Here is a 24,735-nt window from a genome sequence, read left to right as displayed (position 1 = left end):
GGAAATGTGCGAAGTTAAGGCGAAGGATGGGGATGGCCGGAATGAATGAGATGGGGCTGGAACCGGGCGCGACGACGTCCGATGGCCGGCCGCGCCAGGGCTTCTGGGGGCTGTGGAATATCAGCTTCGGCTTCTTCGGCATCCAGATCGGCTTTGCGCTGCAGAACGCCAACATGTCGCGCATCTTCCAGTCGCTGGGCGAAAATCTCGACAATCTCGCCTTGCTGTGGATCGCCGCGCCGTTGACCGGCCTGCTGGTGCAGCCGGTGATCGGCCATTATAGCGACCGCACCTGGTGCCGCCTCGGCCGGCGCCGGCCCTATTTCTTCGCCGGTGCATTGTTCGCGGCGCTCGCCTTGTTCGGCATGCCCAATGCGCCCGGCCTGATGGCCGCCGCGCTGATGCTCTGGATTCTCGACGCCTCGCTCAATGTCTCGATGGAGCCGTTCCGCGCCTTTGTCGGCGACATGCTGGCGAAGGAACAGCATATGGCCGGCTATGCGATCCAGACCGCCTTCATCGGCACCGGCGCGGTGATCGGCTCCTCCACCCCCTGGCTGCTCGACCAGATGGGCGTCTCCAATGTCGCGTCCGCCGGCATGATCCCCGACACGGTGCGCGTCAGCTTCTATATCGGCGGCGCCGCGCTGTTCCTCGCCGTGCTCTGGACCGTGCTCACCACCCGCGAATATTCGCCCGAGCAGATGGCCCGCTTTGCCCAGGCCAGCGAAGCGGCAAGGCAAGAGGAGGCGCCGCCGGTCCCCGCCGGCGGTCCGCTCTGGATCGTCGCTGGCCTTGCCATCATCGCCGCCGTTTGGGGCTGGGCACTGGAAAAGGAATTGTATCTGCTGGGCGGGCTGCTCGCGGCCTATGGCATCGCCCGTATCGTCGCGCGGGGCCTCCATGCGCAGGGCCGGACCGACAATCTGCTCAGCCATGTGGTCGGCAATTTCGCGACCATGCCGGCGATGATGAAGAAGCTGGCGCTGGTCCAGTTCTTCACCTGGTCGGCGCTCTTCATCATGTGGATCTATACCACGCCGGTGGTCGCCCAATATGTGTTCGGGTCGGCCGACCCGACCAGCGCCGCCTATAATGAAGGGGGCAATTGGGTCGGCATCCTGTTCGCCACCTATAATGGCGTGGCCGCCTTCGCCGCGCCCTTCCTGCTCCAGCCGCTCGCCTGCCGCATCGGCCAGGCCCGGACCCATGCGCTGGCGCTCACGCTTGGCGCGCTCGGCTTCCTGTCCTTCCTGGTCCTGCGCGATGCACAGGCGCTGCTACTGTCGGAAGTGGCGATCGGCATCGCCTGGGCCTCGACCCTTGCCATGCCTTATGCGATGCTCGCCTCCAGCGTGCCGCAGACCAAGCTCGGCATCTATATGGGGCTGTTCAACGCCTTCGTTGTCATCCCGCAATTGCTGGTGGCGACGGTGATGGGCACGATCATGCGCCATTTCTTCCCGACCGAACCGATCTGGACCATGGCTTTTGCCGGCGCCGTCATGCTGCTGGCGGCGCTTGCCACCCTGCGCTGCCGGGACTGACCGACAGCGCAGAGGGGAAGGGGGACTATCAAGGCGTGATGGGTTTTCCACATCACGCCTTGATCAAGCCCGCGCGGCGTCTGAGCGTTGCAAGCCGCTGATGCGCAGCATCATTGCGGCTTGCAATCACGCCGCCTGGCGTTCGGCCTCGCCGATGATGGCTTCGGCCATTTCGTCGGCGACCAGCGCGGGGGAGCGCTCCTCGCGCTTGGCCTGGTCAAGTATCTGGGCGACCCGGCCGCCGATCTGGTCGACGCGGGCGGCGACGCTGGCGCGGTCCTCGCCCAGATATTCGGCCGACACGCTGATGATGCCACCGGCATTGGCGACATAGTCGGGCACATAGACGATGCCGCGCGCCCGCAGCAGCTCCGCCACATCGGGCGTCGCCAGCTGGTTGTTGGCCGCGCCGCAGACCAGGCGCGCCTGCATCGCCGCCACGCTCTGCGGATCGAGCGCGCCGCCCAGGGCGCAGGGGGCAAAGATGTCCGCCTCGACCGCGGCGATGTCGGCCACGTCCACCACATTCGCGTTCAGCACGGCGGCCAGGGTGTTGCGGCGGCGCGGATCGATGTCGGCGATCACCAGGCGGGCGCCGGCATCGGCCAGGCGACGGCACAGCGCCGCGCCGACATTGCCGGTGCCCTGCACCGCGACCGTCAGGTCGGACAGTTCGGCACCCAGCGACTGGCGGGCGGCCGCCTGCATCGCCTCGAACACGCCCAGCGCGGTCCAAGGCGACGGATCGCCGCCGGCAGCGCCCTCGGCTACGTCCAGCCCGGCAACATGGCGGGTCTGGCTGGCCACCGCCTGCATGTCGGCGACGCTGGTGCCGACATCCTCGGCCGTGACATAGGTGCCACCCAGTTCCTCGACCGCGCGGCCGAACGCCTGGAACAGCGCGACCCGGTCGAACTCGCCTTCGGGCCGGCGCAGCACCGCCTTGGCGCCGCCGAAGGGCAGGCCGGCCATGGCATTCTTGTAGCTCATGCCCTCGGCCAGGCGGCAGGCATCGTCCAGCGCCGCGCCGATGTCGGCATAATGCCAGAAGCGGCAGCCGCCGGCGCCCGGCCCGATCGCGGTGCTGTGGATGGCAATCACGCCGTCCAGCCCGCTGGCGGGATCAAGCAGCCGCACCGACTGCATCGGCGGGTTCAGGCGGGCAGGACGGGAAACCATATTCTTCTCCTCGGGATGATGCCGCCTTATCGCCGGTCTCCAGAGAAGAATCTTGCCTGATTTGAAGCCCGATATCGCCAATATGAGGATGAATTATCCTGTCATCGTCGATATGTAGGAAAATATGATCGAACTCGACCGTTTTGAGCGGAAGATTCTCCGCGAATTGCAGCGCGATGCTAGCCAGACCACGGCGGAGATCGCGGACAAGGTCGGGCTGACCCCGTCACCCTGCTGGCGCCGCATCGACCGGCTGGAAAAGGAAGGGCTGATCCGCAAGCGGGTGGCCCTGCTCGACCGGCGCAAGGTCGGCCTCAATGCCCAGGTCTTTGCCCAGGTAAAGCTCAACGCCCATGGCCGCGCCAATCTGGACGAATTCAGCGCCGCGATCGGCGGCTTTCCCGAAGTCTTGGAGGCGTTCGTGCTGCTCGGCACGATGGATTTCATGCTGCGCATCGTGGCCAAGGATATCGAGGCCTATGAACGCTTCTTCTTCGAACGGCTGAGCAAGCTGCCCGGCGTCCAGGAAATCAATTCGACCGTCGCCCTGTCCGAAATCAAGTCGACCCACGAACTGCCGATATGACATGGCGGCCGGTAGGCATCGGCCGCCACGCCTCACATCTTACTTGCGCTGCGCCTGGCTGGCGTCGCGGGCCGCGCGGAATTCGCTGTCGTTCGACCAGTTGGGCCAGTCATGGCCGTCGGCCACGCGGCGACCCACATTGTAGAGCAGGGTCATGTCGCCCTCCCAGCTGCTGGTATTCCAGCTGTCGTCATACTGGTCGGCCGGCTGGTGATAGCGATCGCGGGTATAGATATCGCCCAGTTCCTTGCCGCGCGCCGCGCCGCCATTCACCAGTTCGCGGCCGGGGTTGAACGAGATGGCAGGCACGCCGCGCTTGGCCATCGGGAAATGGTCGGAGCGGTAGAAGCTGCCCGCTTCCGGCCGTGCGTCCGGCGTATAATGGCGGCCCAGCTTCTCGCCTTCCTGCGTCAGCAGGGTCAAGAGGTCCAGCTTCGCCGCGCCGGAGATGGAGAAGTTCACTGTCTTCTCGGCGGCGAAGGGACCGTCCATGTTGATGACGCCGGCCGTGGTCGCCAGCGGGCGCAGTGGATTGTCGGCATAATATTCCGAACCCAGCAGGCCCTTCTCCTCGGCCGTCACCGCCAGGAACAGCACGCTGCGCTCGGGCTTGGGGCCCTTGGCATAGGCGCGGGCCAGTTCCAGCAGGGCGGCGGTGCCCGACGCATTGTCGCGCGCGCCATTATAGATGGTGTCGCCCTTCGCGTCCGGCGCGCCGATGCCCAGATGGTCCCAGTGCGCGGAATAGATGATGGTCTCGTCGGGATATTTGCTGCCCGGCAGGATGCCCGCGACATTGTGCGAGGTGATGATTTCCGACTTCACCGCATAGTCGGCGCTCATCGTCGCCTTCAGGGGAATGGGCTTGAAGTCCTTCTTGCGCGCGGCCGCCTTGGCCGCCTCGAAATCGACGCCCGACGCGGCCAGCAGCTTGGCGGCCAGATCCTTCTGGATCCAGCCTTCCATCTGGGTGTGCGCGCTCTTGGGATCGGCGCGGACGATGTCGAACATGGTGTTGGTGTTGCTGTTCTTGACCGTCGCCCAGCCATAGGAGGCGGGCTCGCTTTCATGCACCACCAGCACGCCGGCCGCGCCCTGGCGCGCGGCTTCTTCATATTTGTAGGTCCAGCGGCCATAATAGGTCATCAGCTTGCCGCCGAAATCGCCTTCGCCGCCCTCGAAATCGGGGTCGTTGACCAGCACGACCATGATCTTGCCTTTAAGGTCCACGCCCTTGAAATCGTCCCAGCCGCGTTCCGGCGCCTTCACGCCATAGCCAACGAAGACCAGCGGCAGGTTGGCGAACTTGACCGCCGACTGGCCGGTCTCGGCCGCGCGCACGGCGATTTCCGTGCCCTGGGTCAGCGGCTGGGCCGCGCCGCCCACGGTCATCGACAGGCTGGGCGTGCCGGTGATGTTCGACATGCGCAGCGGCACGTCCTGGAACCAAGTGCCCTTGTCGCCGGCGGGCTTCAGCCCGGCTGCCGCCATCTGCTTGGCGATATAGTCGATCGTCTTGGTCTCGGCGCGGGTCGCCGGGCCACGGCCTTCAAACTCGTCGCTGGCCAGGATCTTGATGTCGTTGACGATGCGCGCGACGTCGAACTGCGGCGCGGTCGTGGCCGCCACGGCCAGGGCGGAAGCGGACAGCAGCCCGGCACAGGCCAGCGTCCGCCAGGCGGCGCGTGAGGCACGGGACAGCGGCGACATCGTCATGGGTAACTCCTTATCTCTCTTGAATATTGCGCGGCGCGAGTCAGCGGCCGGCAATGCGAGGGGATAATGCCCATGCGACGCCATATGTCGATATGGCGTGGAATTTTAGGTCGCCGCCGCCATCCGCAAGGGGACGGCGGCGGCGCTCGGGTCACACCAGCTTGTTGGTGCGCACCAGTTCGCGATACCAGTCGGCGCTGAGCTTGGGCGTGCGCTTCTGGGTCTTGAAGTCGACATGGTGGATGCCGAACAGCTTGGTATAGCCATCCTCCCACTCGAAATTGTCCATCAGGCTCCAGACGAAATAGCCCTTCACCGGAATGCCTTCGCGGGTCGCGCGCTGCAGGTGGGTCAGATAGTTGCGCAGATACATGACGCGGTCGGTGTCATAGACCTTGCCGTCTTCGGCCACCTTGTCGTCGGCCGAGCAGCCATTTTCGGAGATATAGAGGCCCTTGGGCTTCCAGTTCTCGGCTATGGCGCGCATCCCCCAATAGATGACCTCCGGCGTCACATAGAGCCATGGGGAGGGCATGCGGGGCGCCTGACCCGGATGGGGCAGGATCTTGTAGCCCGACGGCGCGGTCTCGTCGGCGCGGACGGTGTTGCCGGTATAGACGTTGACCGACAGGAAATCGAGCGGCGCGCCGATCAGCTTCATGTCGCCATCCTTGACCACCGGCGCATCCTTGCCCTGCGCGGTCAGGTAGCTGTCGATGTAGCGGCCTTCCATGATCGCGGTCAGGAACATGGCGTTCTCCTCGCGCACGGCCTTCTTCACCGCCTCGATATGTTCGGGCGTCTCGATCGCGGGGACATAGATGTTGGGATTGTCGGCAATGCCGACCTGCGTGCCCGATTTGGTCGCGGCGCGGATCGCCTGCACGCCCAGACCATGGGCCAGCACGCCATGATGGCGCACCTGGTTCACTTCCTTCATCGGCAGCTTCAGGCCCGGCGCCTTGCCGCCGGTCATGTAGCTCAAATCGGTGAAGCAGCGCAGTTCGTTGAGCGTCATGAAATTCTTCACGCGGTCGCCCAGCTTGCCGGCGGTATAGCCGGCATAGTCGGCAAAGGCGTAGCTGGTGTCGCGATTCTGCCAGCCACCCGGCAGGGCGGCGGGCAGATCCCAGTGGAACATGGTGACATGCGGGGTGATGCCCGCCGCCAGCAGCCCGTCGACCAGACGATTATAATAGTCCAGCCCCTTGGCGTTGGGCTGGCCCCGGCCATCGGGAAAGATGCGCGACCAGGCGATCGAGAAGCGATAGGCCTTGACGCCCAGCGCCTTCAACAGGGCGATATCGTCCTGATAGCGGTTATAGCTGTCGCAGGCGATGTCGCCGGTGTCGCCATTGGCGACCTTGCCGGGCGTGTGGGAAAACACGTCCCAGTTGGTCTGGCCCCGGCCGTCGGCGTTCACGGCGCCCTCGATCTGATAGGCGGCGGTGGCGCAGCCCCACAGGAAGTCGGCGGGGAAGGCAAGATCGCCTTGCGGCGCGGCCCCGGCCGCATTTTGGGTGCTCGCGGAGCTGCACCCGGCCAGGCCCGCGCCCAGCGCGGCGGCACCCAGGCCCAGGCCCAGTTCGCGGCGATTGATACCCGTCATCTTCTTTGTCTCCTTATTGACCGACGATCTGCACCAGGCCGCTGATGGCCTGGCCGGTGGGCAGCTTCGTCTTGCTCGTCAGCGTCTTTGCCTTGTCGTCCCAGACCAACTCGGCCTTCATGCCCCCCTTGCGATAGGCATTGGTCGTGCCGTCATCGTCATAAAGGGTGAAGCGCGCGTCGGCACCCGGATAAACCCGGATGCTTTCCAAGGCCTGCTTCTCGGCCGTGCTCTTCACCTGCACGCCCATCGGCACGATAGAACCGGCCTTCACGAACAGCGGCATGCGGTTGATCGGCGCATCCACCTCGATCGTCTGGCCGCCCTCATATTTCTGGTTGGTCCAATAATCATACCAGGCGGTGCCGGCGGGCAGATAGACCGACCGCTTGGTCTGGCCCTGCTTGGTCACCGGGGCGACCAGGAAGGCGGGGCCGAACATATATTGGTCGCCGATGGCCGACACCTTGGGATCGTTCGGGAAGTCCATGAACAGGCCGCGCATGAACGGCGCGCCGGTGTCATAGGTGTGGCGGCCCAGCGCATAGATATAGGGGATCAACGTGTAGCGCAGGCGCAGCCAGTCGGCCAGGATCGGCTCGGCCGCCTTGCCATAGGTCCACAATTCCGTGTCCGGGCGCTGGCCATGGATGCGCAGCGTCGGCGTGAACACGCTATATTGGAACCAGCGCACGAACAGTTCGGGATAATCGGTATAATCCGCACCCGCCGCCGTCATGCCGGCCGGATCGAGCAGCACCGGATGCTGCGCCTTGGGGCCGCTCGGCCACTGCCAGCCGCCAATGTCGCTACCCCAATAAGCCAGGCCCGACGCGGTGAAGTTGAGGCCGGCCGGCACCTGCCGGTCGAGCGCTTCCCAGGTCGACTTGATGTCCGACGACCAGAACAGGCCGCCATTGCGCTGCGAGCCCAGATAGGCGGCGCGCGCCAGGATCATGTTGCGGAAATTGGGACGGTCGCGCTCCGAGCCTTCGGCCACGCCCGACGTATGCACCAGCGGGAACAGATTATGATAGCGGTCGCCCGAACCGATCGAGTAGAAATAGCCGTCCGGCACCAGATCGGGCTCGGTCTCGTCCAGCCAGAACCAGTCGAAGCCCTGGCTCGCAATATTGTCGCGCAGCTTGCCCCAGAACCATTCCCGCGCTTGCGGATTGGTGCTGTCGATCAGCGCGCCGGCCCGGTCGGACCGCATCGGCAGGCCATCGACCGGATTGCCGTCCTTGTCCTTCAGGAACCAGCCCTTGGACTTGAGATACTCGAAATAGCGGCCTTCGCGCTCGAACCGCGGCCACACGCTGATGATCGACCGCATGCCCATGGCATTGAGCTGGTCGTTCATCCCCTTGGGGTCGGGATAATAGGTGCGGTCGATGTCGAGCTGGCCCATACGGGTCCAGTAGAACCAGTCCAGCACCATGATATCGAGCGGCAGATTGCGCTGGCGATAGCCATTGGCGACGTCGAGCAATTCCTTCTGGCTCTCGTAGCGCGCCTTGCTCTGGATCAGGCCGAAACCGGCCTTGGGCGGCAGCGGCGTCGCGCCGGTCAGCTTGGCATAGCCGGCATAGAGGTCATCGGTCGTCTTGCCGGTGATGACGAAGAAGGAGACGCGTTCGCCGACCTGGCTCTGGAAGCGGGTCGAATTGTGCAGGCCCGGCCACACCAAAGTGCGCGCCGGATTGTCCCAGACGATGCCATAGCCCTTGTTGGTGACCAGGAAGGGAACGCAGACGGTCTCGCCGGCCGGCGCGTCATAGCTGTGCGAACAGTCGATCTGCTTGCCGCGCAGATCCATATAGCCTTCCTGGTTCTGGCCCAGGCCGTAATAATGCTCGTCCAGCGGCGCGTCGAAGCTGGCGCCGACCTTGAAGGTCTTCTCGCCATTGACCGTCACCGGCGCCATTTCCCAGCCGGTCATCTTGGTCAGGACGGTGCCGCTGGCATCCTTCACCGACAGGCTGACCGGCGGCAGGGCCGGGGCGAAATAGCGCTGCATCTGGGTCGGCGCGCCGGGCCAGGGCTGGGCATCGATGGTCAGCGAGATCGCCGAGGAGGTGAAGATGTCGCCGGTCGCGTCGCTGCTATGGGTCCAGCCGCTGGCATCGGCCTTGGCATTGGGGCCTTCGCCTGGTGCCGCCTGCGCCAGGTCCGGGTCCATCGCGATGGTGACGCGCACGATATTGGGGGCATAGGGTTCGATCGCGACCCGGCTGCCATTGCGGTCCAGCAGCGCCATCGGTGCGGCCAGCGCTGGTGCGGCGATGGCGATGCAGGATGCACCCAATGCGATCCCCGCCAGTCTTGCCTTGAAGCCCTTTGCGATCATCCCAGTCATTCCCTGTACTTGCATTAAACCAGACCCCGGCCGTCGATGCGGACGGCGGGGACGAAATCGATGCCGTGCGGCATGGTGAAGTGGAGGCCCGCGCCATCCTGATGGAAGGCAAGCTGGCCGCCGCCGAGCAGCGTCACCCGCTCGATTGTGCCAGTCCCTTGGCTGCGCGCCAGTGAGCGGATGGTCGTAGATCCGGCCGGCTTGCCCAGGAACAGCGCATAGAGCGCGCCCTTGTTGGTGGTGAAGCGGATGTCCTGCGCGGTGAAGGGCTTGGCCTTCTCCTCATTCTGCATGCCCACGATCGCCTGGGTCGGCCCTTCGCCATAGCGCTTCCACGGGCGCGAACCGAAGATCGCCTCGCTGCCATGCACCATCCATCCCGCCATCGCGTCCAGGATCTTCTCGGCCTCGCTGTCGATGGAACCGTCGCCGGGCTGTGGGATGGACAGCATCAGATTGCCGTTCTTCGACACGACATCGGCCAGCCGCTGGATCACCTGCTCGGCGCTCTTGTAGCTTTTGTCGGTCAGGCGAGCGATATTGTAGAACCAGTCGCCGATGCAGGTGTCGGTCTGCCACGGCTCGTCCCAGATATGGTCAGTATAGCCGCGCTCGACATCCTGGACGATGCCGAACCGGGCATAGGGCTTGAGCTGCTTGCCGGTCATGACCACGTCGATCTTGCCGTGCCATTCGATCGACCGGTTATAATAGTCCGCCGCCGCTTCCAGCCCTACGGGTCCGAAGGGCAGTTCATGATCGTCCATATAGACCATGTCGGGCTTGTATTTCGCGACCAGGTCGGTCTGGCGCAGCAGCCAGCGGGTGACATAGGCCGGGTCATCCTTCGGCCCGGTCTCGATCCACTGGCCGTTATGGACGTCGTGCCACTTGTCCATCGCCTCGATCGTGTCGATGCCGTCGGGCAGCACGGCATGGCCGCCGGTATAAAGTTCGCGCGGGTCGAGGCCATCCCACCATTGGCCGACGCCATCGGCCTTTCGCAGCGTATAGGCGTCATAGCGCACGCCCTTTTGCGGGCCGACCGGATCATAGCCATAAGCGGGCTGATACCAGTGCCAGGCATGGGCGGCATGGTTCGACACGCCGAATTTCAGGCCGGCCTTGCGCGCCGCCTTCTCCCAGATGCCGACGATGTCCTTCTTCGGCCCGACGCGCAGGCTGTTCCAGGCGTGATAGCGGCTGTCATAGCAATCGAGATTGTCGTGATGGCAGGCCAGCGCCATGAAATATTTCGCGCCGGCCTTCTGATATTTGGCCATCAGCGCATCGGGATCCCACTTGTCGGCGGTCCAGAGATTCTGGATGTCCTTCATCCCCGCGACCGACGGATGGCCGTAGGTTTTGAGGTGATGTTCGTACATCGGGTGGCCCTGCATATACATGAAGCGGCCATACCAGTCGCCCTGCGCCGGCACCGATTGCGGCCCCCAGTGCGACCACATGCCCAGCTTCGCGTCGCGGAACCAGTCGGGATAGCGGTAATTGTCGACCAGCGAGGGCCAACTCGCCTGCACCGGACCCTTGGCGGTGCCCATCGGGCTGGCCGCGCGGGCGGCATTGGCCAGGCCCAGCGCAGCCGCGCCCGCCAGGAAGGATCGGCGTCCGAAATCCTGCATCACTTGGCTCCTAATGTCTTGGCGATCGCGGCTTCGGCCAGCGGACGCATGATGGCATAGCCTTCCCTGGTCGGATGGACGCCGTCGCTTGACAGGCCCGGCTTCATCGCGCCATCGGGCTGCGCCATCGCCTTGTGATAGTCGACGAAGGTGAAGCCGTTGGCGTGGGCATAGTCGGCCAGCCATGTGTTGATCGCGGCAACCTGCGGCGCGGGCGTCATGCCGGGGCTCCAGGGGAAGGCGGCGGCGGGCGGCACGGAGGCGATGATGACCTTGATGCCGTGCGCGCGGGCGAGGTCGGCCATGGTCTGGATATTGCCCAGCACCGTTTCCATCGTCGCCGCACCGGTATTGCCGGCGATATCGTTGGTCATCGCCATGATGTGAACCGCCTTCGGCTTCAGCGCGATCACGTCATTGCGGAAGCGCACCAGCATCTGCTGCGTCGTCTGGCCGCTGATGCCGCGATCGACCAGCCCGTTCTGGAACATGGTCGGGTCCAGGTTGATCCAGTTGTCGGTGATGGAATCGCCCATGAAGACGACGCGCACTTTCTGACCCTCGATTGCCTTGTTGGCGGCGGCATAACGGCACAGCTGCCCGAAATCGCGGGTCAGCATGTGCAGGTTCCACAGCTTCCAGCCGGCCTCGTCGCTCGGCTTCTCATGGGGGGGGCAGGGATCGGCGACGATGCCGACCGGATCATTGGCATGCGGATCCCCCGGCACCTTGGTTTCGGCGAGGGCGGGCGCGGCCAGCGCCACCGCGCAGGCAGCGGCGAGAAGGGGGGCGGTGAAACGCAGCATCGTCGTCCTCATTTCCTTGTTCCTAGCGCCTGCGCGATCGCCCTGGCGGCGATCGGCGCCATCACGGCATAGCCATTGTCCAGCGGATGCACGCCGTCCTGGGTAAAGGCGGCGGCCATCAGGCCATTCTGGTCGACCATCGCGGCATGATAATCGGCAAAGACATGGCCATGCTGCGCGCAATAGGCACGCAGCCACTGGTTGAGCGCGACCAGTTCGGCCGGCTTGCGCTCCGCCACCACATCCTTCGCCGCATCCGTGTAGTTGTTGACCGGCAGGATCGATCCGAACACGACCCTGATATGATGGGCGGTGGCGATGTCGGCCATCGCTTCCCAATTGGCCTCGATCTGCTCGGGCCTTTCCTGTTGCAGGAAGCCCTGGACGTCATTGATGCCGGACAGGATCACCACGACCTTCGGCTGCAGCGCCACGACATCCTGATGGAAGCGCAGCAGCATCTGCGCCGTCACCTGGCTGCCGATGCCGCGATTGACATAGGGCTTGCCGGGGAAGCTTGCCGCCAGGTTCCAGCGATCGGTGATGGAATCGCCCAGGAACACGACGCGCTGCTCGCCAGGTTTCGGCGCGGGCAGCGCGGCATTGGCCGGGGCGTAAAGATAGCGTTCGCCAAAATCCTGCATCAGGCTGGGCACCAGTTTCGCGCGGAACGGGCCAAGCCATGGCCCCCAATCCTTTTCCGCGACGGCGCGGCGTTCGGGCGCGCTTTGATAGGAGCCCGGTGCCGCGGACGCAGCGCTGGCGACAAGCGCGAGCAGGCCTATCGACAGCGCTGTCTTCATTGCGCCAGCAATCCCTGCTTGGCGGCGAATGTCATGAACAGGCCGGGCCAGGCCGACGCCTGCATCGTCCTGGGCAGGCGCACGCCGAAACCATGGCCGCCATCCTCGAAGATATGGAGCGCGACTGGCCGCTTGGCGACTTCCATCGCCTGGAACAGGGCGATGCTGTTGGCCGGCGGCACCAGCCCGTCGTCGCTGGCATGGACCAGGAAGATGGGCGACGTATCGGCGTCCACCCGCATCTCCACCGATCGCGCCCGGCGCATATCGGCGCTGGCGCCTTCCCCCAGCAGCATGTCGCGCGACCCGCCATGGGTGAAGGGTGCGTCGAGGCTGACCACCGGATAGATGAGGCCAGCGACATCGGGGCGCGCGCTTTCGCGATCGGCGGCATCGACCGGGGCATAGACGCGCTCGCCATGCCGCGTCGCCAGCGATCCCGCCAGATGGCCGCCGGCCGAAAAGCCGAGCACGCCGACGCGGCCCTTGTCGACAGCGAAATTGACAGCCCGCGCGCGGATCAGCCGCATCGCGCGCTGGGCATCCTGCAACGGCACGTCCTGCCGCTGCACCCAGCCTTCGCCGGGCAGGCGATAGAGCAGGATGAAGGCGGTGATGCCCTGTTCGTTGAGCCAGGCGGCCTGGCTCGTGCCTTCATTGTCATAGGACAGGAAGCCATAGCCGCCGCCCGGCACTACCAGCATCGCCGCGCCATTGGGGCGGGCAGGACGGCGCACCACCAGCACTGGGCGGGCGATCCCCGTCACCCAGCGATCGGACTTGGCCGGGTCTTTCGACTGATCGTCGATCTTGCGGACGATCCGCGCGCCCGTGTTTCCGGGCGGCGGGCCGGGCCACAGCTCGATCACCTCGTCGGCCGTCGTCGTCTGCGCGGCGGCAAGGCCGGGCAGGGCGGCAAGGCCGGCGGCGGCGATCAGCGCGGTGCGGCGATCCAGCAGGGTCATTGCTCTTCCTCCATGGCGTTGGCGCGGGACGGCGCATCCTTGATCGGCGACATGGCCGCGCCGATCGCCTGCGCGGCGGCGCGCACCAGGTCATTGCACTGCTCGATGCTCGCCCGGTTGGCGGCGCCGTCGACGAAGGGCATGGTCAGCGATGCACGGGCGATCCCGCCGACCAGGATCGGCGCCGACAGGTCGGTGATGCCGGTCAGCATCGGGCTGGGAGACACCGCGCCGCCCGCCGCGACGGCGGCGTCCAGCCGCGCGACCAGATCGCCTTCCTCGAACTGCGGATCACTCGCCCGGATGTCCTTCAGCATCGCCTCGCGATTTTCGGGCGACTGGAAGGCGAGCAGGATGCGGCCGGAATTGGAGCGGTGCAGCGGCCGGCGATAGCCCACGCGCACTGCAAAGCCCGACAGGCCCGGCGCCTCGATCGCGATGATGACGACCATTTCCGCGCCCGACACCACCGCCATATGACAGCTTTGCCCGGCCTGCCGCGCCAGTTCCTGCATGACCGGCAGGGCGGTCGAGGCAAGGTCGCGAATCGGCGGCTGGCTCATGCCCAGGGTGAACAGCCGGTTGGTCAGGCGATAGCCATCCTCGGCGCGGGCGATATAGCCATGTTCCTCCAGCACCTGGAGCATGCGGAAAATCTCGCTGACCGACCGGCCGAGCGCGGCGGAGATGTCGGACATGATCAGCGGCTCGCTGGAACCGGCCAGAAGCTCCAGAATTTCCAGCCCTTTCTTCAGGGCCGGCGCTTGGTAGCGCGCCTTGCCTTCCATCCCGATCCCCTCACCAATCGGGCGCTATCTCGCCTTTGGTAGCGCCATCATCTGTTGGTCCTTCCCTACACACCATCTACAGGTGAAATCAATTTTTATATTTCACAAATTGGAAACGGAGAGTAATAGGGCGCCGCGTTGGTATCGCTCCCAATAGGGAAATATCACGGCAGGGGAATATGTTTTTGCCGCGGCATCGCGGCGCCGAATCGATCAGTGCTCCGACCAGGGGCCAGGGGAGAGGAAGGGACCAAATGTTCAAGAATTTTAACGTGCCGTCGCGTGCGGAATTGCTCGCCGGTATCTCGCTCGCCAGCGTCATGCTGGGGTGCAGCGTCCAGGCGCACGCCCAGGATGTGGCTGCGGAACAGTCGAGCGATGCTCCTGCGTCCGAAGATGGCATCGTTGTCACCGGTGTCCGCGCCAGCCTTTCCAGCGCCCAGTCGATCAAGCGCAACAGCGACGTGATCGTCGACTCGATCGTCGCCGAAGACATTGGCAAGCTGCCCGACCGGAATGTCGCCGAAGCGCTGCAGCGCATCACCGGCATCCAGGTCCAGCGTCAATATGGCGAAGGCAGCTCGGTCGCGATCCGCGGCCTGACCCAGGTCCGCACCGAACTCAACGGCCGCGACATCTTCACCGCCTCGGGCGCCAACCAGCTGAACCTGGAAGACATCCCGTCCGAACTGCTGTCGGGCATCGACGTCTACAAGAATCCGTCGGCCGATCTGATCGAGGATCAGCTGTCGGGCACGATCAACTTCCGCACCCGCAAGCCGTTCGACTTTGACGGTCTGAAGGTCGCCGCCACCGCGACCCAGAGCTATTTCGACCTGACCGACAAGTTCAAGCCGTCGGCCTCGCTGATGGTCAGCGACCGCTGGGACACCGGCATCGGTGAAATCGGTATCCTCGCCAGCGTCTCCTTCCAGAAGACCGCCTTCCGTCAGGACACGATCTCGACCGAGCCCTTCTACACGCTCGATCCGACCAACGCGACCGACGCCGAAGTGCTGGCGAGCCTGGGCCGCACCGGCCAGACCACGACCCTGCCGCATGGTACCGGTATCGGCGAAGTCTATGGCGATCGTCGTCGCCTCGGCACCGATGTCGCGCTCCAGTGGCGCCCCAGCGACACGCTGGAGCTGACTGCCGAAGTCTTCCGTTCGGACTACAAGTTCCGTTTCGACGACTATAGCTTCTTTGCCTACAGCTCGGGCAGCGCAATCATCCCGCAGCCGGGCGCTGCCTTCACCTATGCCGACAATGGCGATTTCGAGAGCGGCACCTTCATCGACGTGCCGGTCGGCAACAACACCAGCGCCCAGACCCGTCATTCGACGACGACGGACTATTCGCTGAACCTGAAGTGGAAGCCGGTCGACAATCTGACGATCACCGCCGACGGCCAGTATGTCGATGCCAAGACCAAGAATCTGCGCTCGATCTTCGGCCTGAACGGCGTTGCCGACACGCTCTATCAGGATATTTCGGGTTCGATCCCGGTCGTGAACATCGGTTCGGAAACCGGCCTCACCAACCCGGCGACCTACACCAGCGCCTTCTATCTCGATAACCTCAATGAATCGAAGGCGTCGGACAAGACCGCGCGCCTCGACGCCGAATATCGCTTCGATGCCGGCATCCTGTCGTCGATCAAGGCCGGCTTCCGCTATGCCGACCGCAAGAACCGCACGATCGACACCGGCTATCGCTATACTGGCCTGTCGGGCATCCCCAGCGAACTGGAAACGGTTGACCTGGGCGACTTCTTCCGCGGCGACGCCGACCTGTTCGGCAACATCATCGCCTTCAACCGCGGCATCATCCGCAACTATCAGAACACGCTCGACACGCTGGGCATTGCCAGCGCGCCGGCCTATACCCAGAGCGGCACCAACCAGCAGCGGCAGAAGACCTTCACCGGCTATGCCACCGCCTTCTTCAAGGCCGATCCGATCGACGGCAATATCGGCGTCCGCGTGGTCCGCACCAATCTCGACGTGTCGGGCTATTATCAGCAGACCCCGATCGTGCTGGACGAAAATGGCAATGAAGTCAGCGGCCCGACCGTGTTCAACCCGATCGCCGTGTCGCAGGATTATACCTCGGTCCTGCCGAGCCTGAACCTGCGCGTCCACCTGACCGACAATCTGCAGCTGCGTTTCGCCGCCGCGAAGAACATCTCGCGTCCGACCTTCACGCAGCTCAACCCCAGCCTGACGATCAGCGAACCGGGCGCCGCGCAGCAGGATCAGATCCACACGGCCAGCGGCGGCAACCCGTATCTGAAGCCGATGAAGTCGGACAATCTGGACGCGACGGTGGAATGGTATTTCTCGCGGACCGGCTCGCTGACCGCAGCGGCTTTCTACAAGAATATCAAGAACTACATCCAGACCGCCGTGTCCTATCGCGACGTCACCTTCGACAATGGCAACAGCTATGAATATGAAGTGACGTCCTACAACAATGTCGCCAAGGGCAAGGTGAAGGGCTTTGAACTCGCCTATCAGCAGTTCTTCGACTTCCTGCCCGGTCCGTTCGACGGCCTCGGCATGCAGGCGAACTTCACCTATGTGGACTCGCAGGCACCGTCGCCCGCCACCAGCGGCCCGGTCACCAACGTTCCGCTCGAACTGCTGTCGAAATATAATTACAATATCGTCGGCATCTACGAGAAGGGCGGCCTGTCGGCCCGCGTCGCCTATAACTGGCGCAGCAAATATGTCGTGACCACGGCGGGCAACGGCACCGGCAGCCTGCCGGTGTTCAACAAGCCCTTCGGTCAGCTCGATGCGTCGATCAGCTATAATGTGACGCCGCAGTTCGCGCTGGCGCTGGACGGCACCAACCTGACCAACACCCGTCGTGCGACCTATTTCGGTATCGACAGCCGTCCGCGTGACGTGGTGGTCAATGACCGTCGCATCAGCCTGACGGCCCGGATCACCTACTGATCCGCATGGGAGGCGTGTAGCCTCCCCCGACTGCGCAGGCCCGATCCCAACAGGGACGGGCCTGCCATGTTCGCCAATAGAGAGGATGGGTGATGCAGGCAGATGCCAGGGTAGACAGACAGGAAGATAGCGGCGCCACAAGGATGGCGGTCATGCTGACGATCGGCCTCTTCTTCCTCTGGGGCCTTGCCAATAATCTCAACGACGTGCTGATCGCCCATTTCCGGCACGCCTTCGCCCTTTCGGACTTCGCCTCGGGCCTGGTCCAGTCGGCCTTTTATCTGGGCTATTTCTGCTTCGCCATTCCCGCCGCGCTGACGGCGCAGCGTTTCGGCTACAAGGCGACGGTGATCCTGGGCCTGCTGCTGTTCGCGCTTGGCGCCTTGCTGTTCCTGCCGGCCTCCGCCGCGGTCAGCTATCCCTTCTTCCTGTTCGCCCTGTTCGTGATCGCCAGTGGCCTGGCTTTCCTCGAAACCGCCGCCAATCCGATGGTCGCGGTGCTGGGCGATGCCGCCGGTGCCGCCCGCCGCCTCAATCTCGCCCAGGCGTTCAATCCGCTCGGCTCGATCACCGGCGTGGCGCTGGGCGCGACGCTGATCCTGTCCGATGCGCCGGCACAGGGCGCCGCTGCTGCCGCGGCCGTGCGCCTGCCCTATCTGCTGATCGCGCTGGTCGTGCTGGCCTGGGCGGCTCTGCTCGCGCGCACCTCCTTCCCGAAGGCGGCGGTGGAGGGCCATGCCGGCGCCACTTCGCCGCTGGCCGGCTATCGCCAGTTGCTGCGTCGTCCGCGCTATCTGGCCGGGGTCGCAGCTCAATTCTTCTATGTCGGCGCGCAGGTCGGCATCTGGAGCTATCTCATCCGCTATGCGCAGGCGGCGCTGCCGGGCATCACCGCCCAGCATGCCGCCTGGCTGCTGACCCTGTCGCTCGGCCTGTTCATGGCCGGTCGCTTTGCCGGTGCGGCGCTGCTCTCCCGCTTCGATGGCGCGCGGCTGATGCGGCTGTTCGCGCTCGTCAATCTCGGCCTCGCGCTGGTCGGTTCGGTCTGGCTCGGCCTGCCCGGCGTCGTCGCGCTGGTGGCGGCCAGCTTCTTCATGTCGATCATGTATCCGACCATCTTCGTCCTCTCGCTCGACGGCCTCGGCCCGCTGACCAAGCCGGGCGCATCGATGATCGTCATGGCCATCATCGGCGGCGCGGTGCTGACGGCCGTGATGGGACTGATTTCCGACCTGGCCGGCACGATCAACGCCGCGATGGCGGTGCCCGCTTTCTGCTTCCTGGTGGTCGCGGACTATGCCCATCGCATGCGGGGCAAGGGCGGGGCGGCATGATCGACGCCCATGTCCATCTCTGGCAGCTTGGCTGCAACGATTGCAGCTGGCCCGGCGAAGACCTGCCGGCGATCCATCGCGATTATGGGCTGGATGATCTGCTCGTGCAGCTAGATGCCAACAAGGTCGACGCCGCGATCCTGGTGCAGAGCCAGGAATCGGATGCCGACACCCATTGGCTGCTGTCACTCGCTGCCGAAACCGATCGCATCGCCGGCGTCGTCGGCTGGGTCGATCTTACGGGAGACGTCGCCGCTCGCGTCGCCGCGATGCAGGTCGCCGGGCCGCTGGTCGGCATCCGTCCGATGATGCAGGGCCGCGCGCCCGACTGTTTCGACGATCCGGCACTGGTACCCGGCTTTGCGGCGCTCGCCCGCGAAGGGCTGGTGCTCGACGCGCTGGTGCGGCCGCAGCATCTTGCCTCGCTCGCCCGGCTGGCCCGGCGCCAGCCCGACCTCAGCATAATCGTCGATCACGCCGCCAAGCCGCTGGTCGGCGACGCGATCCCGACGGACTGGCGCGCCGCCATGGCCGATCTCGCCGCTTGCCCGAATGTCGCCTGCAAGCTGTCGGGCCTGCTGACAGAGCTGGCGCCGGGGGCAGGGGAGGGCGCCGCCGCTCCCTTCACCGCCGAACTGCTCGCCCTGTTCGGCCCGGATCGCCTGCTCTGGGGCAGCGACTGGCCGGTGCTGACCCTCGCGTCCGACTATGCCGCCTGGCTCGATCTCGCGCGCACATCGCTGCCGGTCGTGGCCCATCGCGCCATCTTCGCCGACAATGCCGCGCGCCTCTATAGCGTCACGCTGGGAGCCGCCGCATGATCGATTTTCCCACCCTCGGCATGGGCACCGCGCCCATCGGCAATCTCTATCGCGTCGTCAGCGATGCGGAGGCGCGCGCCACCCTCGACGCCGCCTTCGCCGCCGGCATCGCCTATTTTGACACCGCCCCCCATTATGGCTTTGGCCTCGCCGAACGGCGGCTGGGTGCGGCGCTTGCCGACCATGACCCGCAGAACAAGGCGCGGGTCTCGACCAAGGTCGGCCGCCTGCTGCGGCCCACCGAAGCGCAGGGCGAACGCCATGGCTTCGTCGATGCCGACCCGTTCGAGCCGCATTTCGACTATGGCCATGACGCCGTGCTGCGCTCCTTCGAAAGCAGCCAGAAGCGCCTGCTCCGCGACCGGATCGACCTGCTGCTCGCCCATGATATCGGCCGCCTGACCCATGGCGACGCGCATGATGATCATCTCGCCGCCTTCCTCGACGGCGGCTATCGGGCGATGCGTGACCTGCGGGACGCCGGCGCGATCGGCGCGATCGGCATCGGCGTCAACGAGGTCGCGATCTGCCACGAATTGCTCGACCGGGTGGAACTGGACGCGATCCTGATCGCCGGCCGCTACACCTTGCTCGATCGCGGCGCGGAGGAACTGCTCGACCGCTGCGCCAGCGCCGATGTGCAGGTCATCGTCGGTGGCCCTTATAATAGCGGCATCCTCGCCCGTGATCTCAGCGGCCCGCTCCATTTCGATTATGCCGCACCGGACCCGGCGATCCTCGCCCGCGCTCATGCCATGGCGGCGCTCTGCCGCGATGCCGGCGTTGCGCTGCCCGCCGCCGCGCTGCAATATCCGCTGCGCCACCCACAGGTCATGGCCGTGATCCCCGGCCTGGTCGGCGCGGATCAGGTCCATGACACGATCGCCCGCCTGGGCGCCTCCATTCCAGACACGCTCTGGCCGGCGCTCGACGCCGCCGCCCGTGCCCATCCTCTTGCCAAGGCCCACAGCCATGCTTGAACATGACAGCCGCCTCATCCTGCTGCACCCTAACGACAATGTGCTGATCTGCGTCAGCGCGATCGAGGCGGGCGATATCCTGCCCGTCGCCGGTGGCACCATCCCCGCGCGCGAAGGCATCGCGATCGGCCACAAGATCGCCCGTATGGCGCTGGCGCAGGGCGACAAGGTCATCAAATATGGCGCGCCGATCGGCTCGATGACCGCGCCGGTCGTCGCCGGCCAATGGGTCCATATGCATAATATGAAGAGCGATTATATCAGCAGCCACACCCGCACCGCGCTGGAGCAGGGCGCATGATCCAGGGCTGGCTCCGTTCCGACGGGCGCAAGGGCATCCGCAATGTCGTCGCCGTCGCCTATCTGGTCGAATGCGCGCACCATGTCGCGCGCCGCATCGTAGACAAGGCCGATGATCCCGATGTCCAGCTGATCGGCTTCCCCGGCTGCTATCCCAACGCCTATGCGGCCAAGGTGATGGAGGCGATCGCCACCCATCCCAATGTCGGCGGCCTCGTCATCGTCTCGCTCGGCTGCGAAAGCTTCAACCGCGAAAAGCTCCGCGCCGTCGTGGAGGCGAGCGGCCGTCCGGCCGAGCTGCTGGTGATCCAGGAAAAGGGCGGCACCGCCGCCACCATCGCCGCCGGTCTGGAAGCGGTCGAGCGGGTGCGGGCGCAGATCGCCGGGGTCGAGCGCGTGCCGATGGGCGTCGAGGAACTGGTCGTCGCCACCATCTGTGGCGGGTCGGACGGCACCAGCGGCATCACCGCCAATCCGGCGGTCGGCCGCGCCTTCGACCGGCTAGTGGCGGAAGGGGCAGCCTGCATCTTCGAGGAGACCGGCGAACTGGTCGGCTGCGAGAAGATCATGGCCGACCGCGCCGCCACGCCCGAACTCGCCGCGGCGATCGAGGCCTGCGTGCAGAAGGCGGAGGCCTATTATACCGTCATGGGCTTTGGCAGCTTCGCGCCGGGCAATGCCGAAGGCGGCCTCACCACCCAGGAGGAAAAATCCATGGGTGCCTACAGCAAGTCGGGCAGCTCGCGGATCGACGGCATCTTGAAGCCGGGCGATATCCCCCCGATGGGCGGCCTCTATCTGCTCGACGTCGTGCCCGATGGCGAGCCGCGCTTCGGCTTCCCCAACATCTCCGACAATGCCGAGATCGTCGAGCTGATCGCCTGCGGCGCGCATGTCACCTTGTTCACCACCGGGCGCGGATCGGTGGTCGGATCGGCGATCTCGCCGGTCATCAAGATCTGCGCCAATCCCGAAACCGGCCGCCGCCTGGCCGCCGACATGGACGTCAATGCCGGCCGCATCCTGGAGGGGGAAGCGACCCTCGATCAGGTCGGCCAGGAAATCTATGATGCCATCCTCGCCGTCGCGGCGGGCGAGCGCAGCCTTTCCGAACAACTGGGCCATCAGGAGTTTATTTTGACCTACAAGGCTTTCGATCCCATCGGTCCCGAATGTCTGCCGATGGTGGCGCGCGCATGAGCGCCCCGCAGAACGGCCGCCTCGCCGGCAAGACCGCGCTCATCACCGCCGCCGCCCGCGGCATCGGCCGGGCTTCGGTCGAGCGTTTCGTGGCGGAGGGCGCGCGCGTCTTCGCCACCGACCGCGATCTTGATGCACTCGACGGGCTGGAGGGCTGCGAGCGGCTCGCCCTCGACGTCACCGACGGCGCTGCCGTGCGCGCACTGGCCGCAGACATCGGCCCGATCGACATCCTCGCCAACATTGCCGGCGTGGTCCATGCCGGCAATATCCTGGAATGCAGCCAGTCCGACTGGGACTTTGCCGTCGCGCTCAACATGACCGCCCAATATCACACCATCTCGGCCTTCCTGCCGGGCATGGTGGAAAAGGGCGCGGGCGCGATCGTCAACATGTCCTCCATCGCCAGCTCGGTGAAGGGCATCCCCAACCGCTTCGCCTATGGCGCGACCAAGGCGGGCGTGATCGGCCTGACCAAGGCGGTCGCCGCCGATTTCGTCGGGCAGGGCATTCGCTGCAACTGCATCTGCCCCGGCACCGTCGACACCCCCTCGCTGCAGCAGCGGCTGCACGACACCGGCGATTATGAAGCCGCCCAGACCGCCTTCGTCGCGCGCCAGCCGATGGGACGCCTCGGCAAGGCGGAGGAGATTGCCGGCCTGGTCCTCTATCTCGCCAGCGACGATGCCGCCTTCACCACCGGCGCGGTCCATGTGATCGACGGCGGCTGGGTGATGTGATGCGTCATGTGTTGCTGATCGACCTGGCCGACGATGCGGCCGCCATCGCCCAATATGAGGCATGGCATGCGTCCGGCGCACTGCCGCCGGCCATCGGCGCCAGCATCCGTGCCGCCGATGTCCGGGCGATGGATATCTATCGCAGCGGCAACCGGCTGGTCATGCTGATGGAGACCGGCCCGGATTTCGACCCGGCGGCCAAGGCGGCGGCCGACGCCGCCGATCCGGCGGTGCAGGCCTGGGAAGCGCAGATGGACGGCGTCCAGCTGCCGTTGCCCTGGTCCGTCCCCGGCGCCAAATGGACCGCCGCCACCCGCATATTTTCCCTAGACGAACAGCCCTGAGAGACCCGATCTGATGCGCAATCTTCTTCCCCTGCTCACGGGCGCCATGCTGCTCGCAACCCCCGCGCTCGCCCAGAATGGCGGACAAGTGCCGCATATCGAGAGCAAGAATGGCCGCCATGCCCTGATCGTCGACGGCGCGCCCTTCCTGATGCTGGGTGGCCAGGTCAATAACAGCAGCAATTATGCCGCGCCCCTGAAGCAGGTCTGGGACCGGCTCGACAGCATCCATGCCAATACGGTCGAAGTGCCGGTCGCCTGGGAGCAGCTTGAGCCCAAGGAAGGCCAGTTCGACTATAGCTTCGTCCAGACCCTGCTTGACGAGGCGCGCGCCCATGACAAGCGCATCGTCCTCCTCTGGTTCGGCGCCTGGAAGAATACCGGCCTTGCCTATACCCCCGACTGGGTGAAGCTCGACAATCGCCGCTTCCCGCGCATGAAGACCGCCGATGGCAAGGATCATGGCGTGCTTTCGCCCCATGGCGCGGCCACGCTGGCGGCGGACAAGCGCGCCTTTCTGAAGCTCATAACCTATGTGCGCGACCATGATGCGCAGAATACGGTCATCATGGTGCAGCCCGAAAATGAGGTCGGCAGCTACCAGAATCCCCGTGACTTCAGCGCCGCCGCGCAGAAACTGTTCGAAGGCCCGGTCCCGGCCGAACTGACCCGTGCCCTCAAGAAGCCGGCGGGCAACTGGAAGAGCGTGTTCGGCGACACCGCCGATCGCACTTTCAATACCTGGTACACCGCCCGCTATATCGAGGAACTGGCCAAGGCCGGCAAGGCGATCAAGCCGCTGCCCATGTATGTGAACGCCTCGCTGACCGATCCCTACAAGCCGGTCGACCCGATGACCGTGTCGAGTGGCGGGCCGCAGGGCGATGTGATCGATATCTGGAAGGCGGCGGCACCCTCGCTCGATTTGGCCGCGCCCGACATTTATGACCGGGGCAGCCGCAACGTCTTCAAGCATCTCGATCTCTACACCCGTCCCGACAATGCGCTGATGGTGCCGGAGATCGGCAATGCCGCCGAATATGCCCGCTATTTCTGGTCGGCGCTGGGGCGCGGGGCGATCGGCTTCGCGCCCTTCGGCATGGATGATGCCGACTATTTCAACTATCCGCTCGGCGCCAAGAGCTTCGACGACGCGACCATCCACGCCTTCGCCTCGAAATTCGGTGTGCTCGGCGCGGCGATGCGTCCCTGGGCCAAGATCGCCTTCGCCCACCCGACCTGGGGCGCGGCGCGGCCGGACGACGGCACGCCGCTCAGCACCACCATGGGCGACTGGACGGTGACGGCCAGCTTTGGCCAGTGGCAGTTCGGCCAGCGCGAATGGTTCCCCAATGCCGACACCCCGGCCTGGGACAAGGCGATGGTCGGCGGCATGGTCGTGGCGCAGCTTTCGGCCAACGAATTTCTCTTCACCGGTGACCATGTCCGCGTCCAGTTCGGCTCGCGCGAAGGCGCCCCGGCCAACGGCATGATCGTCAAGGTCGAGGAAGGCCATTTCGAAGGCGACAACTGGGTCTTCGATCGCATCTGGAATGGCGACCAGACCGATTATGGCCTCAACATCATCGACAAGCCGGTCTGGCTCAAGGTGACGATGGGCCGCTATCGCTAAGCAGCACGCGACCCAATTCCTCCCCAAGCTTGCTTGGGGAGGGAGACCGCCGCAGGCGGTGGAGGGGCACAGGCCCAATAGCGCAGCACTAAGAGGCACCTGCCCCTCCGTCAGCGCTTCGCGCTGCCACCTCCCCGTTCCGGGGAGGAATGTCCGACATTGATCGCCTGCGGTCGTCTGGCGGCGCTTTCCTATTCGGTCTTTCTCTGATCTATCCTGCCGGATGAAACAGGCCGCTCTTCCGACATCACGCCTTTTGCCGGTTCGCTATTCGGCGTCGCGCGCGCCGCCCGGCGCCGGTCCGACTGTCGCCTTGCTGTCGCTTCACTGTCGCCTGACTGTCGCGTCAAAGGAGCGTCAGTGTAGCGCCACTGTCGCTTCGTCGGCGCGTAACAGGCGCATTGCGCCCATTTTCGGCCCGC

20 protein-coding genes are annotated in these 24,735 nt (G+C 65.2%); 11 read left to right on the top strand and 9 right to left on the bottom strand.

The window, feature by feature from the left end; genetic code table 11:
* Positions 1 to 41 precede the first annotated feature (41 nt).
* Positions 42 to 1,547, top strand: a complete 1,506-nt coding sequence (locus ACUCV3_RS03435; protein ID WP_122928304.1) for an MFS transporter — start codon at positions 42 to 44, stop codon at positions 1,545 to 1,547.
* A 126-nt stretch (positions 1,548 to 1,673) separates the two neighbouring features.
* On the opposite strand, the gene ACUCV3_RS03430 is transcribed toward ACUCV3_RS03435, so the two are convergent.
* Complete coding sequence (locus ACUCV3_RS03430; protein WP_004208391.1) at positions 1,674 to 2,726, bottom strand: Leu/Phe/Val dehydrogenase; 1,053 nt, start codon at positions 2,724 to 2,726, stop codon at positions 1,674 to 1,676.
* Positions 2,727 to 2,850: 124 nt separating this feature from the next.
* On the opposite strand from ACUCV3_RS03430, the gene ACUCV3_RS03425 reads away from it, so the two are divergent.
* On the top strand, positions 2,851 to 3,312 hold the full coding sequence (locus ACUCV3_RS03425; protein WP_122928303.1) for an Lrp/AsnC family transcriptional regulator: 462 nt from the start codon (positions 2,851 to 2,853) through the stop codon (positions 3,310 to 3,312).
* 39 nt (positions 3,313 to 3,351) lie between these two features.
* On the opposite strand, the gene ACUCV3_RS03420 is transcribed toward ACUCV3_RS03425, so the two are convergent.
* The 8 genes from ACUCV3_RS03420 to ACUCV3_RS03385 form a co-directional block, all read right to left on the bottom strand.
* Positions 3,352 to 5,028 carry a M28 family metallopeptidase gene (locus ACUCV3_RS03420; protein WP_122928302.1) on the bottom strand — a complete coding sequence of 559 codons (1,677 nt, stop codon included), beginning with the start codon at positions 5,026 to 5,028 and terminating at the stop codon, positions 3,352 to 3,354.
* A gap of 151 nt (positions 5,029 to 5,179) precedes the next feature.
* Complete coding sequence (locus ACUCV3_RS03415; RefSeq protein ID WP_122928301.1) at positions 5,180 to 6,637, bottom strand: GH1 family beta-glucosidase; 1,458 nt, start codon at positions 6,635 to 6,637, stop codon at positions 5,180 to 5,182.
* Positions 6,638 to 6,650: 13 nt separating this feature from the next.
* Positions 6,651 to 8,987 carry a glycoside hydrolase family 31 protein gene (locus tag ACUCV3_RS03410; RefSeq protein WP_122928300.1) on the bottom strand — a complete coding sequence of 779 codons (2,337 nt, stop codon included), beginning with the start codon at positions 8,985 to 8,987 and terminating at the stop codon, positions 6,651 to 6,653.
* A 23-nt stretch (positions 8,988 to 9,010) separates the two neighbouring features.
* A complete protein-coding gene (locus tag ACUCV3_RS03405; RefSeq protein ID WP_122928299.1) occupies positions 9,011 to 10,636 on the bottom strand; it encodes an alpha-L-fucosidase in 1,626 nt (541 codons plus the stop codon).
* Positions 10,636 to 11,442: an SGNH/GDSL hydrolase family protein gene (locus tag ACUCV3_RS03400; RefSeq protein ID WP_122928298.1), complete on the bottom strand. Its 807-nt coding sequence runs from the start codon at positions 11,440 to 11,442 to the stop codon at positions 10,636 to 10,638. The genes ACUCV3_RS03405 and ACUCV3_RS03400 overlap by 1 nt, the downstream gene beginning before the upstream one ends.
* An 8-nt stretch (positions 11,443 to 11,450) precedes the next feature.
* Entirely contained in the window at positions 11,451 to 12,245 is a 795-nt protein-coding gene (locus ACUCV3_RS03395) for a GDSL-type esterase/lipase family protein (protein ID WP_122928297.1), read from the bottom strand.
* Positions 12,242 to 13,210: an alpha/beta hydrolase gene (locus ACUCV3_RS03390; protein WP_122928296.1), complete on the bottom strand. Its 969-nt coding sequence runs from the start codon at positions 13,208 to 13,210 to the stop codon at positions 12,242 to 12,244. The genes ACUCV3_RS03395 and ACUCV3_RS03390 overlap by 4 nt, the downstream gene beginning before the upstream one ends.
* Positions 13,207 to 13,998, bottom strand: coding sequence for an IclR family transcriptional regulator (locus ACUCV3_RS03385; protein WP_122928295.1), 792 nt, complete (start codon positions 13,996 to 13,998; stop codon positions 13,207 to 13,209). Before ACUCV3_RS03385 ends, ACUCV3_RS03390 begins: the two co-directional genes overlap by 4 nt.
* A gap of 254 nt (positions 13,999 to 14,252) precedes the next feature.
* On the opposite strand from ACUCV3_RS03385, the gene ACUCV3_RS03380 reads away from it, so the two are divergent.
* From ACUCV3_RS03380 to ACUCV3_RS03340, 9 genes are all read left to right on the top strand, one after another.
* Positions 14,253 to 16,961, top strand: coding sequence for a TonB-dependent receptor (locus tag ACUCV3_RS03380; protein WP_122928294.1), 2,709 nt, complete (start codon positions 14,253 to 14,255; stop codon positions 16,959 to 16,961).
* Positions 16,962 to 17,113: 152 nt separating this feature from the next.
* A complete protein-coding gene (fucP, locus tag ACUCV3_RS03375; RefSeq protein ID WP_240626728.1) occupies positions 17,114 to 18,295 on the top strand; it encodes an L-fucose:H+ symporter permease in 1,182 nt (393 codons plus the stop codon).
* A complete protein-coding gene (locus ACUCV3_RS03370) occupies positions 18,292 to 19,116 on the top strand; it encodes an amidohydrolase family protein (protein WP_122928292.1) in 825 nt (274 codons plus the stop codon). The genes fucP and ACUCV3_RS03370 overlap by 4 nt, the downstream gene beginning before the upstream one ends.
* Positions 19,113 to 20,096 carry an aldo/keto reductase gene (locus ACUCV3_RS03365; protein WP_122928291.1) on the top strand — a complete coding sequence of 328 codons (984 nt, stop codon included), beginning with the start codon at positions 19,113 to 19,115 and terminating at the stop codon, positions 20,094 to 20,096. The genes ACUCV3_RS03370 and ACUCV3_RS03365 overlap by 4 nt, the downstream gene beginning before the upstream one ends.
* Positions 20,089 to 20,397, top strand: a complete 309-nt coding sequence (locus ACUCV3_RS03360; protein WP_122928290.1) for a UxaA family hydrolase — start codon at positions 20,089 to 20,091, stop codon at positions 20,395 to 20,397. Before ACUCV3_RS03365 ends, ACUCV3_RS03360 begins: the two co-directional genes overlap by 8 nt.
* On the top strand, positions 20,394 to 21,596 hold the full coding sequence (locus ACUCV3_RS03355; RefSeq protein WP_048937600.1) for a UxaA family hydrolase: 1,203 nt from the start codon (positions 20,394 to 20,396) through the stop codon (positions 21,594 to 21,596). The genes ACUCV3_RS03360 and ACUCV3_RS03355 overlap by 4 nt, the downstream gene beginning before the upstream one ends.
* Positions 21,569 to 22,336: an SDR family oxidoreductase gene (locus ACUCV3_RS03350; RefSeq protein ID WP_048937599.1), complete on the top strand. Its 768-nt coding sequence runs from the start codon at positions 21,569 to 21,571 to the stop codon at positions 22,334 to 22,336. The genes ACUCV3_RS03355 and ACUCV3_RS03350 overlap by 28 nt, the downstream gene beginning before the upstream one ends.
* Entirely contained in the window at positions 22,336 to 22,680 is a 345-nt protein-coding gene (locus tag ACUCV3_RS03345) for an L-rhamnose mutarotase (RefSeq protein WP_482240384.1), read from the top strand. The genes ACUCV3_RS03350 and ACUCV3_RS03345 overlap by 1 nt, the downstream gene beginning before the upstream one ends.
* A gap of 13 nt (positions 22,681 to 22,693) precedes the next feature.
* Complete coding sequence (locus ACUCV3_RS03340; protein ID WP_122928288.1) at positions 22,694 to 24,313, top strand: DUF5597 domain-containing protein; 1,620 nt, start codon at positions 22,694 to 22,696, stop codon at positions 24,311 to 24,313.
* Positions 24,314 to 24,735: the final 422 nt, after the last annotated feature.

The sequence above is a fragment of the Sphingobium sp. VMM genome (assembly GCF_056790315.1).
The sequence above is the reverse complement of the archived record's forward strand: the minus strand, read 5'-3'. Positions and strand labels throughout refer to the sequence as shown.